The following is a 15370-nucleotide window of genomic DNA, read 5'->3' on the forward strand; positions in this document are numbered from 1 at the left end:
GAAGCCCGATGCCGGCGTAGAATCCGTCGTCGTCGATGTCGGCCGACACTGGCGCACCGGACAACACCGTGGCCGGCGCTGCGACGCGGTCCACGGCGAGGTTGACGGTCACGCAGCCGCACCCGCACCGACCCTCGACTGTGGCGAACCGCAATTGCGCACGCAACTCGTCGCGCCCAAGGAACGGCAGCCGCGCGATGACGTCTCTTTCGATGTCGCTGAGCGGGCGAGGCGTGTCGTCGCCGGTCATGGCGCTTCCTGATGGGGCAGGCCGGCATGGAACCGCAGCAGCCGAACCTTGTCCTCACCCAGGATCGGGCGAGCACGCTCGATCAGCTTCTCGAGGCGGCGGCACGATCACGGGATGGCCCGTGATAGGTCGTGGCCGCCTCCCGATCGAGCCATGGCCGACGGTGCTACCGAACTGACCGGGGATGCACAGCGGATTGATGGGGTTGCAAGCCACTACCGGGCTCCCCATTCGACCACGCCGGTGAGGTCGTTGGTCACGCCGTTGAGCGAGATCCACGATCCACCGGAATGGGCTTGCATACGCCAGTCGTTGTCACGCCAAAGCAGGGTGAGCGTAAGCATGTGGTAGCGCGCGGTGTCTGCTGGCGGGGCGCGCGCAGCCCCGGACCTGATCGCCCTGCCCGGCGTCGGCGTCGACACCGCCGGACAACTCCTCGTCACCGCCGGCGACAACCCCCACCGGCTGCACTCCGAAGCCGCCTTCGCCCGACTCTGCGGAGCCGCCCCCATCCCCGCCAGCTCCGGACGCACCGACCGCCACCGCCCGCACCGCGGCGGTGACCGCGACGCCAACAGCGCCCTCTGGCGCATCACCCTCGTGCGCATGCGCTGCCACCAACCCACCAGGGACTACGTCGCCCGCCGCACCGCCGAGGGCAAGACCAAGACCGATCATGCGGTGTCTCAAGCGCTACATTGCTCGCGAAACCTTCACCCTGCTCAACGCGCTAGGAGCCGACCGTGGCCATCAGGAAGACCGCCGGCCTGTGGTGCGGTGACGACTTCGATGACCTCGCCACCTACATCCGGAAACACCAAGCGGGCGGCTATCCGGTCCAGCACGTCAAAGACATCAGCTGCCGGCACTGCCAAAGAACGGCGTTTCATGTCACGGTCGACGACGAGGAAGGCTGCGCCCAGATCATCTGCCAAAGCTGCCGGGCCGAGACGCCCATCGCCGACAGCGCCGACAGCGCCGACCACCTCGAAGACGCCGTGCTGGAGGAGTGCGGTTGTCCCTGCGGAGGCGAGACATTCACCGTTGGCGTCGGCTACGCCATGAACACCGACAACGAGGTTCGCTGGGTCAGCCTCGGCCTACGCTGCCTCGTCGACGGCACCTTGGGCGTCTACACCGACTGGAAGATCGACTACACCCCCACCGCACACCTACTTGCATACGCGTGAACCCACCCACTTGACGGAAATAGGAGCGTCCACCGTCGCCGGCAGCCGGTGTCCGGTATCGGGACCTGCGTGACATATCGGTATCAGGACCTGCGTGACACTCCGCGAGTGTTGGTGGAGATGAGCGTGATGGAACAGCGGTATCGAGCGGTCCAGGACGTGCTTGCGGGGTCGACGGTCACGGACGTCGCCGAACGTTCGGAGTTTCCCGCCAGTCCGTGCATCGCTGGCTGGCCTGGTATGCCGACGAGGGTTCTGGAGGGGCTAGCCGATCGGTCCAGCCGTCCGCATTCCTCGCCAGGACAGATTCCGCCGGAGGTGGAGGCGCTGATTTGTGAGCTGCGCCGGAATCATCCTCGCTCGGGTGCCCGTCGTCTGGTCTTCGAGCTGGGCCGCCGGGACTGCCCTGGCCCGATTCCGTCTCGGGTGACGGTGCATCGGGTGCTGATCAGGCACGGGCTGATCAAGCCGACACCTCGCCGTCGTCATCGGGAGACTACAAGCGGTGGGAACGTGGCCGGCCGATGGAACTGTGGCAGCTGGACATCGTCGGCGGCATCCGGCTGGCCGACGGTGGTGAGGTGAAGGTCGTCACCGGCGTCGACGACCACTCCCGGTTTTGCGTCATCGCCGCCGTGGTCCGCCGGGCCACCGGCCGGGCCGTGTGTTTGGCCTTCACCGAAGCTTTGCAGCGGTTCGGAGTGCCGGAGGAGGTCCTGACGGACAACGGCAAGCAGTTCACCGGCCGGTTCAACCAGCCCCGCCCGGCGGAGGTGATGTGCGAACGCATCTGCCGCGAGAACGGGCATCGTGGCCCGCAACACCAAACCCCGCACTCCGACCACCACCGGCAAGGTCGAACGGTTCCACCAGACCCTGCAACGCGAACTCCTCGACGAGGTCGAGGTCTTGGCCAGCCTGGAGGAGGCCCAGGCCGCCATCGACGCGTGCCGGCACTAATACAACACCCAACGGCCACATCAGTCCCTGAGCATGGCGTTCCCAGCCGATCGGTTCATCGCCTCTTCTGCGGACGAGCAGCTGCCGCTGCGGCTTCCACCGACGCTGACCAGCACGATCCCCGCACAACGAAAGCCGCTGTCTGCGCCACCGCCAGCGTCTCCGTCAGCTGCTGGCTCGGCTACTGTCGCAGCCGCACCATTAGCAACCGGCGACGATGTCGGCCTGGCCATGGAGGTCACGCGCATCGTTCCCGCCTCGGGCAACCTGACCGTCTGTGGGCAACAGTTCTGGCTCAGCTCCACCCGGGCCGGGCTCCAGGTGACCCTGTGGGCCGACACCACCGTCGTTCACCTGCTCATCGACGGCGTCCGACTCAAGACCGTCCCGTCCCGACTCACCCCCGCCCACCTGCGCCAGATCCTCGCCGACGACGGCCAACCCGCCGGACCACCACCGATCTCGACCGGACCCGCCCGGTCCGGCGCCCCGGTCGAGGCCGAACGGCTCGTCAACGCCACCGGCCTGATCAGCCTCGCCGGCCGGCAACACCCCGTCGGCTACCACTTCGCAGGCAGGCGCGTCACCGTCCGACTCGACCGCGGCCTCATGCAAATCACCGCCAACGGCCTGTTGCTCCGCAGCCTGCCCAATCCCCTGACACCGGCCGAGATCGCCGGCATCCGCGACGCCCGCCCCGCCGGACCACCACCCACCCCGGCGTCTGAGCCTGTGCGGGTGGAACGCCGCGTCAGCTGCCGAGGAGCCCTCGTCATCGCTGGGCAACGCATCCACGTCGGCGTCGCCCACGCCGGAGCAACCCTCACCGTCGAAGTCGCCGACACCACTTTCCGCGTCCACGACGGCAACCAGCTCCTCACCGAGATCGCCCGCACCACCACCAAGGCCATCGCCCGGTTCAAGGTCCGCAAGCCGGAACCTCCACGGCAGACGGCGATCGGCAGACGAGGCGGACAATGACCCTCTACCGCTTGGGCGGCCGATGCCATACTCCTCGGATGCCAGACAGAGCCGCAACGACTCGACTGGTCGCAGCTGCGGCACGGCAGCATCTGCAGCCGCTTGGGCTGCATCGGCGAGGCGGCTCACGCGTCTGGTTCGATGACCGAGGCTGGTGGCTGATCGTCGTCGAGTTCCAGCCTTCCCGCTCACACGGCACCTACCTCAACGTCGGCGCGATGTGGCTGTGGCACGAACAAGACCACTGGTCATTCGACGAGGGCAGCCGCATCTACTGGCGCAACGACGCCGCCTTTGTCGCACATCCGCCGATCGGCGAAGCCGGATGGACAAGTCTTCTCGACTTCGTCAACCCCGAACAGTTCACCCGCGACATCGACATGCTCGCCGGTATTGCCGCACAACGGGTCGAGCAACTGCGCAGCCAGTTTCCCGACGCCACAGCCACCGCTCACCAACTGGCCTCCCGCACGACCGGGCACGGCGAGTCGCCCTGGTGGCACGCCTACCACACCGGGAGCGCAGCAGCTCTGGCAGGCGACCCCGACAACGCACGCCAAGCATTCCACCGCATCACCGTCGGCAACCTAGACCCGGACTGGGCACATGATCTCGCCCAGCACGCAAGACAACTAGCCGACCTCGCCGACGACCCGCCTGCTCTGCAGCAGCACATCATCGAAGTCATCCACGCAACCCGCCAGCGGCTCAAACTACCGCCGGCGCCACCCCAGCCCATGCCCACACCGCCTGCCTAGCGGTCGGGGCAAGAACATCAGCGTGGGCAACCGACCGACTACCCTGACCACGAAGATCGTCTAGCCGGACGTGTCACCCATGTCCCGAAACTGATCTGTCACGCAGGTCCTGAGACCCGACAGTGCAGCGGGCACGTCAACGGCCAACCATCCACGCCGTTACCGCCAACAAAGATCATCCGTTACCGGATGTTACCGCCGACACCTGGAAAGATCTTCATCCTTCCAGGTCAACCGGTCGGGACGGCCGGATTCGAACCGACGACCCCTTGTTACCATCCGTAACCAGATTGAGCTTGTCATTGGTTGTCGATAATAGGCCCTGAGCTGCACAGAAACGATCAGACACCGGTCGCTTCTTGTCACTGATTGTCAACGGCGGACGGGGGTTTTCGGGGGGTAAACGGGGGCCGGCCGACATGACAACGCTGCGTCCCACCGCGCCCCGCTCCCCCACCATCGCGGGCGTGCCGTCACCAGGAAACAGCGTGCGCCTGCCCATCGCGACTCGCCTACCCCGGGCAAGGGGTTCGTGTCGGTGGACCGCCACGGAGCCACGGACACCTTGAAGCCGGCGGCGAGGCGGGTGAGGGTGTCGCCGTTGCGCAGGTGAGCCAAGGCCATTCGCGCCTGCTGCTGCGCGGGTAGCCTCCGCCATCGGCTGTCGAGCGCACGTCGGCGGTCGGGATCAGCGTGGTCATGCGGGTCAGACTGCGCGTGGAAAGGGGGATGCTGGCACGATAAGTCAGCAACGAAGCTCCCGTGCTGGGCGGTGCGTCTTGGTCGACTGCTGTCCTACCGGCAGCCTCGTCCGATCTGGAACGCCGACACACCACCGCGCGACTGCTCGGACGTCATGACCACAACCAAGAATGCCGCTATGTGCAGCTCTGGCGGGCCTGGGTGATCGCCGACGCCGGGAACCTGCCAGTCATCAGTCCATGACCCGAGCGTGCGCAGGTTCCCGACCAGCCGGCGCATCACCTCGTCGTAGGACTCGGCGAAGAACAACCTCATCGCGATCACATAGCGGATCATCACGTGAGCTGGCAGCCGCCGACTGCGTTTCTCCCGCCGCCCGGTGCTGTTGAGGACCTCTTCCAGCAGGTCCCGGTCGTACCGGGCAGCCAACACACCCAGTCCAACATGGTCGGTCAACCGGCCCTGCGGCCGCGGCGCGGCCCCCAACCCCGACGAGATCAGGGCCGGCCACCATACCCGCCACCACCCCCACGGTCAGCTCATCACACTGACCTCGACGGATGGCTTATCTGAACGGCATTGGCCTCAGACGGCTCCTCGCTCATGCGGCTATCTGCCGGCCGTCGCGTCTCATAACCTTGCCGAGGACGTCATGTAGATCGGATTCGACCAGATCCAGCATATCGTCGCCGAACACGCACAGCGACAGCTCCCACGGATGACCGAAGGTGCCGAACCGGAAGTCCTCAGCGAGGTGTATGTAGTAGTCGCCGACCGGCCCGCAGCCAGCATCGGCGGTACAGCCCACGGCGTAGCCCGCCGCTGCGGTGCATGTCGCACAGCAGGCCCCCCACCTCGGCCGCTCCGAATTCGCTGGCCAGCTGCCGTAGCCTTGAAGGCGTGGCAGGCAAGGACAAGTTGCGGCGCCGGCATCACATCGTGCCGCGGTTCTACCTTCAACGATTCGCTGACCAGCGAGGGCTACTCAGGCGCATCGTGCTTCCCGGCGACGTCCGCCACTCTGTTTCTGTCACGGACGCTACGGTGGCCAAAGACTTCTACCTCGTTGAGGAGGAGGACGGCAGCCGCAGCGACCGGGTGGAGCAGCTGCTCGGCGACGTCGAGACCGAGGCCGCAGATGCGTTCCGCACGGTCGTCGACCGCCAGGTGTGGCCAATCCCAGACGACGCGAGGCTCGCCATCGCTTGTTGGGCGGCCTTCCAGATCCTCCGCACCACCGTTCAGCGGCAATCCGGTGCGGAACTCGCCGACATGCTGTTCAAGCTGCAGATGGGCGCTGGCGGCAAACCCCAGCTCCGCAGCATGCTGCACAAGAACCTCAACCGGGAGCCTACCGAGGCAGAGGTCGAGGAGCTCTGGACGAAGGTCAGTGACTTCGACTCCTACGCAGTCGCGCCCCATCCGAATTCTCAAATCAAGACGATGCTGGATTTGATGCCCACTGCTGCGTACACGTTTTATGAGCGAGGCTGGACCCTGATCCGCTGGCAGCGGAAGGCCCTCGCAACGAGTGATCATCCGGTTGTCCTGGTGGCCGATCCTGATCGACCACAGTGGTCCGGCGTGGGGCTGCGGACAGCCGGTGCCATCCTCGTGCCGCTTGACCGCCGCGCTGCACTTTGGATGGAAGCGCCGAAGGCAGCCGACGAGCAACTAGCCGGCACTGCAGCAGTGGCCAACGTCTACAACTGGTTGGTCGTCGGCCAGGCCCACAAGGCCCTATTCCACCACCCTGACGATGATCCACTTGCCGGCATCGATCTGCCACAGCCGCGCGGCAGGCTCATGGGAGGCTATGAGCAGGTTAAGGGCTTCGTTTATCCGGACGGCATGCCTCCTATTCCTGCGGGCGTTGACTTCCCTACTTCCTGACGAGCCGAATTATCCCGCCGCCGCCCTTGCGCACGTCGGCGATCTCCGCATCCGTCTTTGATTCGTACTCGGCGCCCTGCCGGCCGTCCCCGTAGGACAGCACTCACGCCGTCGCGCCCCGGCGCCGCGCGCCGCAATTGCAGCCCACTGCTCACCGGCCCATGTCAAGATCGCGCCGCCTACGACGCGACTCCGAGCCCATGCTCCCCTCAGGCGTCGGGAGAGCGGCCATGTTGTTCAGAAGTCTCTTGGAGGTGAGCGATAATCGCACCGACGATCTGCTCTGGATCCCCAGGCATCTGCTCATACCGAGCCAGGGTGCTTGCTGCCGCTGGGAGCTGGGCGACGGGGTCGGGTAGACCCAGTTCCTCCGCGACGCGGCGTGCCCTGCGCGCCCCATCGGCTGCGGTGTCCGCAGCGGGTCCATTTCCGAATCCCAACAAGACGAGTGCGGCCAAGATCTTGACGGCATTGTCAGTTGGCTGAAAGGCTCGGCCAGCACCCAACATGGCCGCGTATTGCCAGGCCGGCAGTGAATCCGGGTTGTTGGCTGCGATCTGCTCGTAGAGCGTGAGCAGATCCTGGATCGGCGTCGCCTGCCACGCCCACCAGGAAGCTCTTGAAAGGACGAGGCCTCCGGTGTGTGGTAGCCACCCGTCCTGCTCCGCGATCCAAAGGAGATCGTCTAGGTGTAGAGGAACGTCCACGACCAGGTCCAGGGCCAGTTCGCGGTTGTCCGCTGCCGTTCGGTCTAGGACAGTGTCCTGGGCTAACTTGGTAGACGCGCTCTCGAGGGCGCGATCTCGAAGGGCGTCGATCAATGCTGGTGTGCCGAAGCATGTGACGCCCGTTCCCCGGGCGAGTCGGCGCAGCCCAAGGTCATCGCTCCAAAGGGCGACACCTTGGTCGTGGGCTAGCTGGATCGATTGGAGCCAGGAGGCATGCTTTGGATCTTCTCCGATGCCGGGGAAAAGGCTGAGCTCGTTGCTGGTACGGATGCTTAGGTCTTGTGCTAGGTCTTCCACGGCTTGAGCGCGGCGAAGTTGTCTCGTGAACTCGTCCCCGCTCAGCTCCCATAGGATCAATGAGCCCCGCTCCTGATCCCAGCCTGCGGTGCCGGGGCTGCCCGCCAGGGTGCGAATGTCGAAGCTTGCTCGGTGGATGTCACGCATGGCATCAGCGGGAAGCAGAAGCGTGGGGAATTGGCCCTCCAAGCGACGCCGCGAAGGCAAGCCGGTAAGTACCAAGAGCGTCGCAGCCTCAACGACCACCGGTCGCCCAATGGCTTCCGCAGCCGCCTGAACGTCGAGCTCGTGCTCATCGTCGTCTGCGGTGCCGGAAACCAGCGCGCCCATGGTTCGCTGCACGAGCATGCTCGCGTAGCTTTGCCCGCGGATGGTCGCCAGGAAACCACGCGGAACCCTTGCTTCTTGCGCGGCTGTAATCAAGTCCTCAAATTGGGCGGCGGCTGCCGCGGCCTTTTGCAGTTGGTTGGTCATCTCGGCGATGAGCTGATCTGGGTCGCCTCGCAGGACGGTAACCCCGGTGGCGTCACCGAATTGGCTAATGAGGTCGTCCAGTGCGGCGAACGCCTGTCGATGTAGCACGGCGGGGACGGCGCCTTGAGCAAGGCGTCGTCGTTCCTCGAGATCGGAGTCGACGTCAGGCTCATCACTAGCGCCGGCCTCTGCTTCAGAGTTCTCCGGAACGCCCCGAGTTACTGAGATGATGCGCCCGAGCAGGGCTGTGGACAGCTTTGGATCATTGAAGCGGCGGGCCAACGACAAGGCTTCTGAGGCTTTGGCCTCGTCCCAGGGGATCACCGAGTTGGCTTCGAGCCAGAGCTTTGCCTCGTCTCGGGTGTTCACCATCGGTCGATACTGTGCGATCGTGTTGGCTGCGCGTCGCAGTCTGCCCTGGTTCACTTGGGCGATGACGACGCGCCAAACCTCCTCAGCCGCCGGTGTGGCCGTTAGCCGAAGGACCTCTGTGAGCCGCTTTTCCGCGGTATCCCAGTCGTTCCGGTCTCCTGCTCGTGCGGCGAGGTAGGTCAGCAGGCTGGCCCGCTCGGTTGGGAATCCAGAGGCCACGTTAACAGCGTCCAGTGCTGCCGCCTCCGCATCAGGGTGTTTCCCCTTCAACAGGATTTGCGCACGGACAATCAGGAAGTCGGGATTGCCGTTCTGTTCGTACAGGGCCAGGCACTCGCGCGCCGCGTCGGCGTGGCGGCCGGCGGCCGTGAGGTTGCCGATGAGGTACTCGGCGGCAACCGGGTCGCGTCGCGCTAGGCTTCGCAGTGTCGGCAGCGCGGCGTCAAGGTCGCTCCTAGCTGTTATCAAGGCTTCGGCGAGGTCCAGGTAGCTGGCTGGAGCGATAGATTTTTCGACGAGCGGCACGAGCCGCGCACGTTCGTCGTGGCCGAGGGATGCTAGCGCGATTACCGCGATCACCAGTGCCTCGTAGTCCGCCTCGGCGACGGCTCGGCATAGATCCTCCGCCCACAGGGCTGCCTGATCCTCGTACTCCAGCTGCAAGACGCCGGTTCTGAACTTCGCGATGCGGTCTTGCGCTGAATCGCCGAGAGCCGCCGCCAGCTGGTGGAGCATGTCCCGTCGGCCGGCGAAGTGGGCCGCGTAGAGGGCGTTGCGACGAATGTGCGGATCAGCCGCCTCGTCTTGGGATGCCGTTCCCACCGGCGCCGGCGCGCAGCGCTCCAACATCGAGTCGTACTCGCCGCTAAGTCCATATGCTCGGATCAGCGGGCGAAGGGCAGGAAGGGTAGGACCCGCCCACGCGTTCCGCTGGTCCAGAGCACGCTCGAGGACGTCAATAGCGGTAGATAGATCGTCAACATGGCGCTTCGAGGTAATCGACCGCTTGATCAAAGCCTCTCCGAGGGCGACCATCGTATGGCTGGCCTGCGGATCCGCCTGAAGGGCAAGATGGGCATGGTTGCACGACGCATCGATGTCATCAGCGCGCATCGCCTGGTCGCTTAGCAGGCTTTGTGCGACAGCGCACGTCCGCACTGCTTCGCTGTCACTAAGGAGCAGCGGGGTCATGTCACGAGGCCCTGCGTCGCCCTCCGGATGACGTAGCAGGGTTTCAGCGACGGCGATGAGGATGGGTGCGCCGCCCGCTGCAACGGCTTGGGCGAGGAGTTCAGCCGCACGGGATCGATCGATTTCCATGAGGTTCAGCGCGGCCGCCGCGAGCAGGGGGCCGCGGCTGTCCGGCGCCGCAGCCGCGGCCCGCTGGAAGGCAACGGTGCTTAGGTCAAGCTGGTCATGCTCCGCTGCGTAGGAGGCGACCGCCTGCCAAGCCCAGGATGCGCCGCGTTCGATCCATCCAGGCGAGGTCGCTAGGAGCGACTCTATGGTTCCACGTGGGTTGCTTCGCCCTTCTGCGAGGTGGAGCGCGAGGATCGCTGCATCGAGGCGTTCGGCAGGCGGTCGATCAAGCTTCCGACGAACGGACGGCGGAAGCACGGTGATGGCGAAGTCGTAGCGATCGGCGGCCCGAGATTCGAGCCCGCTGGCAATATGCGTCCACTCATGATCCGCTTCCCCCATCGTCTGTTCTCGGGGAACCACGACCTTGAAGCCCTTACCCGTGGAGACAACGGTACGGGTCGAAATATGCTGCCAGTATGCGACTTCGCCTTCGACGTCAACGAGGACGACGAGAACCGGCAGAGCGTGACCTAGCCATAGCTTCGCCTTCTTGGCGTCGAAGCGAAAGACCCATCCGTCGTCGGTTGGTTCCTTGAAGTAGCTACGGCCGCTCTTAATCTGGATGGCGAGCAGACGTCCTGTGCCCACGTCGCCGATGGCCTTCTCGACGTGGGCGTCAATACCCTGGTCGCTCGTCTCCTGGGGCCGAAAGAACCAACCAAGCTGGAGGGATGTCGACTCGACGAGATTTACACCACGGCGATTCGTGAACTCACTCATCCAAACCCCAGCCACTTGTCCGACGGACGATTATATCTAGCGCTGCCGACCTCTGAAGGACGCCGGCCGTCAGCAGCGCGCCACGAGCGCCCCCGCGATTACCCGCTGTGACGCTTGCCGGCCAGCCAACGGTCGCGTTGGTAGGCCCGGCTAGTAGTGCTTTGTTAGGTTCGGTGGCGTTTGTTGCGGTGTAGGGATTTCACGGGTTGGTGGCAGGTGATGCAGGCGCCGGTCCAGGTCTCGAGGAGTCGCTGCAGCTCGCGGATGACCGCGTAGAGGGTCAGGCCGGCGCAGCCGCTTTGGGTCCAGGCGTAGTTCGGTGAGGAACAGGTGCGCGGCGGTGACGAGGGTGACGTGGCGGTGCCAGCCGATCCAGGAGCGGCCTTCGAAGTGGTCCAGGCCGAGGCCTGTCTTGAGTCCGCGGTAGTCGTGTTCGATCCGCCAACGAATCTTGCCGTAGCGCACCACGTTGGTGCGGCTGGTGGCGGCGGGCAGGCTGAACGGCCAGTACTTGACCCGGCTCGGCCTGGTCGTGCGGCCACTGGGCGATCAGCCACCGCTCGGGCAGGAGACCGTCGGCGTCACGGGCGACGCGATGCCCGGCCGGGCGTACCCGCAGGAAGATGAACTGGGAGGTCATCGTGCCCTTTCGAGCCTTCCCGCCAGCTGATCGTCTCGGCAGCCTGGCGGCCCGCCCTGGTTGTCGTTCACGTGCGGGGGTTTTCGGGGGGTGTCCCTATGGGTTTCGTCAAGCGGGGACAGGGCTGGTGGGCCGTGGCTGGTAGGGGATCTTGTCGCGGAGCATGGCGTATAGGACGTCGCAGCGGCGTCGGGCGAGGCAGATGAGGGCGGCGTTGTGGCGTTTGCCTTCGGCGCGTTTGCGGTCGTAGTAGGCGCGGCTGGTGGGGTCGGTGAGGGAGGCGAACGCGGCGAGGAAGAACGCGCGTTTGAGGTTCTTGTTGCCGCCTCGGGGTGGGTGTTCGCCGCGGATGCTGCTGCCGGATCGTCGGGTGACCGGGGCGAGGCCGGCGTAGGCGGCGAGGTGGCCGGGGGTGGCGAAGGCGGTGCCGTCGCCGACTTCGAGCAGGATCCGGGCGGCGGTCCTGACGCCGATGCCGGGCATCGAGGTCAGGACCGGGGCAAGAGGGTGCGCATCAAGCATCCTCTCGACCTCAACGGCGACCTGGTCGCGTTGTCGCAGGACGTCGCGGAGGCTGTCGGCGAGGCGAGGCAGGATCGTCTCCGCAGCCTGAGTGCCCGGGACCGTGACGGTTTGCTCGTCGAGGGCGGTCATGATCTGCTCGACGAGGCGGTCGCCCATGCGGGGTTCGTGGACGGCGGCGATCGACAGCAGTTTGCGGCGGCCGGCTTTGCGGAGTCCGGCGGGGCCGCCGCATCGTGACAGCAGCTCCAGCACGGCCTTGTGGTGCACTTTCGGGCCGAGAACTCGTTCCAGGGCGGGGTGGATCTGGGTGAGCAACCCACGGATCCGGTTCGAAATGCGGGTGGCCTCGCCAGCGAGGTCGTCGTCGAACCCGACCAGGACCTCCAGCTCGGCCAAAGCCTCGTCGCCGACGTCGACCGCGCAGCGTGTGCGGCAGGGTGCGGTCCGCGTCAGCGATGACGTAGGCGTCACGGGCGTCGGTCTTCGCGTTGCCGGGGTGCAGGTCCGCGATGCGTCGCATGGCCAGGCCGGGCAGGTAGGCCACCTGATGCCCGCACGCCCGAGCCACCGCGACCGGCAGGGCGCCGATCGAGGCCGGTTGGTCGACCCCACCAGAAGCCGACCGTGGCGGCCGAGTTTGTCGAACAGCTGCCGCAGCCTGGCCTCAGCGTTCGGCAGTGGCCCGTCGTGCAGCCGCTTGCCGTCCGGAGCCAGTCCGACCGCGTGGTGACCTTCCTTGCCAACGTCCAACCCGAGGAACACGCCGTAGTCGCCGTGCACCCACGCCTCCTCACCCGCGTCGCCGCCTCGGCCGCTGGTCCAGGCGTCGGACTGCCGGCAGCCACGTTACGAGGAGACCTACCCAGGGGGTGGCCGTGTCCCTATCAGCGGCCCGCCGACGCCACCCGACCCGGCGACAACACCCCCCGGATCATCCGAACGACAGGGGCAGGAAGTCATACCGGGCCGGGCGACCGAGGGTCCCCGGCTGGGGACGATCAAAAAGGTAACGGGTAAAAGGGGGGCCAACAGGGGTGACGCCCATAGCCCGCGGTGAGATCACCTCGCTCGGATAAAAGTCGCGGCAAGGGGCTCAAGAAACTCCCGGTAGCCCTGGATGCCGGTGATCCCCCCGGGAGGGGCGTCGAGCACAACGTCGTCCGCGATGTAGGTCATCGCGGCCGCGACGCCCCACCCGGATGAAGGGACAGCCGGCGTTCGCCTCGCAGATTATCGGGGACGGCACCGAGCGACCCCGCGGCCTGCTGGTGCTCACCCAGGCCGGCGACGCACTGGTCCGCCAAGGCACCAGGCAGCACCTCGACGCCTGGGTGGACCGCGCCCGCCACGCCGCATACCCCCGAAATCCGCGGCTTCGCCGCAGGCCTCGCCCAGCCCTGGAGCTCCGGTCGAGGGCCATGTCAACCACATCAGGACGATCAAGCGACAGCTGTATAGCCGCGCGAACCTCGACCTCCGACGCAAACGCGTCCTGACCACCCCGTGGGCCGCCACGAAGATCAACACAGAATGTGGGCCAGAGCCCGTAAAAGCCGCCCCCACCGGGTCGTTCCTTCCCAGCACCCTTGGGCAGCGCGGCCACCACCGGGGAGAGGATGGCAACGGGCGTTGCTATGCCCTGAGCAGTCAAGACCTGACAGGCGGTGGGGCAGCCCACCAGGCTACGGCAGAGGTATAGCAAAGTGGACCTGTGGCCAGTATCGAGGACCTTCTGCAGCGACGTACCGACTTGTCGACCTTCTTGATCCACCTGACCCGTGACACTCCCGGTGATGATGGGCCGGGTGCCCGGGAGAACCTGCTGACGATGATCGGGGATGGGTACATCGAGGCCCGCTCGCCGTTCGGGCCAGCGTCGATGCACGAGCCGAACCTGACGTACGCGGCGACGCAGAAGGTCGTGTGCTTCACCGAGACCCCGCTCGAGCACACCTGGATGATGCTGGAGGACATCGACAAGCGCGACGTGCACTTCCAGCCCTACGGCCTGGCCGTCACCAAGACCACTGCTCGCAAGGCCGGCTGCAACCCCGTTTGGTACTCCGACATCACGCCCGGCCGCGACTGGCCGATCACCGCGGTGAACGCCATGGTCAACGACGCCCTACGCCGTGCCACCACCGGTCGGAAGGTCGACCGCGACAAGTTGAGCGAGGAGCCCATCTTCAAGCTCACCCCGTTCTTCGAGCAGATGGGCCCGACCAAATACAGCCGCAAAGAGTTCTGGTGGGAGCGGGAGTGGCGCCGCATCGGCCACTTCCCTCTGTACCCCCGCAGGACCGTCGCGGTCCTGGCACCCGCCCACGACCATGAGCACCTTCGAAAGGATCTCACCGCAATCAACGAGAGGTGGGGTGGGCGGCCGATCCTTGATCCCCGGTGGGGCCTTGAGCGGATGATCGCGGCGATGGCGCAGATCAGCGACGAACACATCGGTCCGTTCCCTGACGCTGGCTGACACCCGTGCGCGGCGTTCGGGTGTCATGCTTCGTGGCCTGTGCGGTACCCCGTAGGCTACGGGCGGCGGTCACGCCCGCCCGTCTCCAAGCCGCTGGCGCCCACGCCGCAGGTGGTGATCGAGGACAAGCCGTCACCGACGCAGCGTGAACTCCACAGCAAACCCTTCCTCGCGAGGGGCGTGGGCCTTCGCAGAAGGACAACATCATGGGCAAGCGCAACCGCGCACGCACCCGCGCCATCCGCACCGAGATGGCGCGGACCGGGCAGAACTACACCCGCGCCGCAGCCACAGCGGCTGAATCACCGCTGGGCGACGGCGGGGTACGCAGCAGCGGCGATGCCGCCGTCGAGCACGTCAAGCGCCTGCTGCGGGCGCAACTGGCCATTGACGATGCCCGCTACGAGCGCCTGGAAGAGCTCGAGCAGAAGGGGTATCGCATCGTCGACGGCGGGCAGGTCGGCGTCAACGGGTGGAACATTCTCGACTGGCGCACTGACGAGGTAATCGCCAAAGGCGACGACGGGTGGGAGGGCTACACAGCCGCTACCAAGCGGCTGTGCCCCGACGGCCGGTGGGTTCACGTCGACAGCGTCACCGACGACCTGCCGCTGCCAGAGGTAAGCACCCCGGGGGTACCGCCTTCGCTTGCGAAGGCGCTCGACGAATGGATCAGCCAGAACAGCACATCCCCTGAGGAGATCGCGCAGTTCATCGGCTGGTCAATCGAGAAGGTCCGCGAGCACCAGTAACGCCGCCTCGGCGTCAGAAGGGCACAGGCACACCCGCTCTCAAGGACTGGCTGGCTGTCCACGAGTCAGTTCGACCGGTTGATCCGAGCGGCCCAATCCTCATCCTCGGGCCACTTCGCCAAAGCGGGCACCGGCGTCGCCGGTAGTCATTCCGGCAGTGGCTGCTCAGTCAGGCGTTCCCAGCGCTCGGTGGCCTGCTCGCGCATCTCGGCGACGACGCGCAGCAGCTCGACGTCCGTCGGGCTGTAGCTGGTGAGGTCAAGGCTCGTCCGGTCGCTGATCTCCAC

At 66.1% G+C, this 15370-nt stretch carries 8 protein-coding genes and 6 pseudogenes; 7 read left to right on the forward strand and 7 right to left on the reverse strand.

Annotated features, from left to right (window positions below; translation table 11 throughout):
* Positions 1-631 precede the first annotated feature (631 nt).
* The 4 genes and pseudogenes from ABZ794_RS18400 to ABZ794_RS18415 all read left to right on the forward strand — a co-directional run.
* A pseudogene (locus ABZ794_RS18400) lies at positions 632-1031 on the forward strand (IS110 family transposase); the annotation flags it as partial.
* Positions 994-1440, forward strand: coding sequence for a hypothetical protein (locus ABZ794_RS18405; RefSeq protein WP_357516537.1), 447 nt, complete (start codon positions 994-996; stop codon positions 1438-1440). The pseudogene ABZ794_RS18400 and the gene ABZ794_RS18405, both read left to right, overlap by 38 nt.
* A 120-nt stretch (positions 1441-1560) precedes the next feature.
* Positions 1561-3381: pseudogene (locus ABZ794_RS18410) on the forward strand (IS481 family transposase).
* A gap of 38 nt (positions 3382-3419) precedes the next feature.
* A complete protein-coding gene (locus ABZ794_RS18415) occupies positions 3420-4139 on the forward strand; it encodes a hypothetical protein (protein ID WP_357516539.1) in 720 nt (239 codons plus the stop codon).
* A gap of 561 nt (positions 4140-4700) precedes the next feature.
* Here ABZ794_RS18415 and ABZ794_RS18420 read toward each other — a convergent pair.
* The 3 genes and pseudogenes from ABZ794_RS18420 to ABZ794_RS18430 form a co-directional block, all read right to left on the reverse strand.
* Positions 4701-4891 (reverse strand): annotated as a pseudogene (locus tag ABZ794_RS18420) (IS5/IS1182 family transposase); the annotation flags it as partial.
* A 166-nt stretch (positions 4892-5057) separates the two neighbouring features.
* Positions 5058-5342 (reverse strand): annotated as a pseudogene (locus ABZ794_RS18425) (transposase domain-containing protein); the annotation flags it as partial.
* A gap of 100 nt (positions 5343-5442) precedes the next feature.
* Positions 5443-5649, reverse strand: coding sequence for a DUF2716 domain-containing protein (locus ABZ794_RS18430; RefSeq protein ID WP_357516541.1), 207 nt, complete (start codon positions 5647-5649; stop codon positions 5443-5445).
* Between the two features lie 92 nt (positions 5650-5741).
* Here ABZ794_RS18430 and ABZ794_RS18435 point away from each other — a divergent pair, with 92 nt between their 5' ends.
* Entirely contained in the window at positions 5742-6734 is a 993-nt protein-coding gene (locus ABZ794_RS18435; RefSeq protein WP_357516543.1) for a DUF4238 domain-containing protein, read from the forward strand.
* Positions 6735-6943: 209 nt separating this feature from the next.
* Here ABZ794_RS18435 and ABZ794_RS18440 read toward each other — a convergent pair whose 3' ends face one another.
* From ABZ794_RS18440 to ABZ794_RS18450, 3 genes and pseudogenes are all read right to left on the reverse strand, one after another.
* A complete protein-coding gene (locus ABZ794_RS18440) occupies positions 6944-10687 on the reverse strand; it encodes a DUF4365 domain-containing protein (RefSeq protein ID WP_357516545.1) in 3744 nt (1247 codons plus the stop codon).
* A 150-nt stretch (positions 10688-10837) separates the two neighbouring features.
* A pseudogene (locus tag ABZ794_RS18445) lies at positions 10838-11379 on the reverse strand (hypothetical protein); the annotation flags it as partial.
* Between the two features lie 56 nt (positions 11380-11435).
* Positions 11436-12632, reverse strand: a pseudogene (locus ABZ794_RS18450) (IS110 family transposase).
* 1048 nt (positions 12633-13680) lie between these two features.
* Between ABZ794_RS18450 and ABZ794_RS18455 the strand changes: the two are divergent.
* Both ABZ794_RS18455 and ABZ794_RS18460 read left to right on the forward strand, forming a co-directional pair.
* Positions 13681-14331: an abortive infection system antitoxin AbiGi family protein gene (locus ABZ794_RS18455; RefSeq protein ID WP_357516547.1), complete on the forward strand. Its 651-nt coding sequence runs from the start codon at positions 13681-13683 to the stop codon at positions 14329-14331.
* Between the two features lie 206 nt (positions 14332-14537).
* Positions 14538-15083, forward strand: coding sequence for a hypothetical protein (locus ABZ794_RS18460; RefSeq protein ID WP_357516549.1), 546 nt, complete (start codon positions 14538-14540; stop codon positions 15081-15083).
* Positions 15084-15229: 146 nt separating this feature from the next.
* Here the strand turns inward: ABZ794_RS18460 and ABZ794_RS18465 are convergent, their stop codons facing one another.
* On the reverse strand, positions 15230-15370 hold the full coding sequence (locus ABZ794_RS18465; RefSeq protein ID WP_357516551.1) for a hypothetical protein: 141 nt from the start codon (positions 15368-15370) through the stop codon (positions 15230-15232).

Source organism: Micromonospora sp. NPDC047187, from assembly GCF_040643355.1.
Taxonomy (GTDB): Bacteria; Actinomycetota; Actinomycetes; order Mycobacteriales; family Micromonosporaceae; genus Micromonospora; species Micromonospora salmantinae.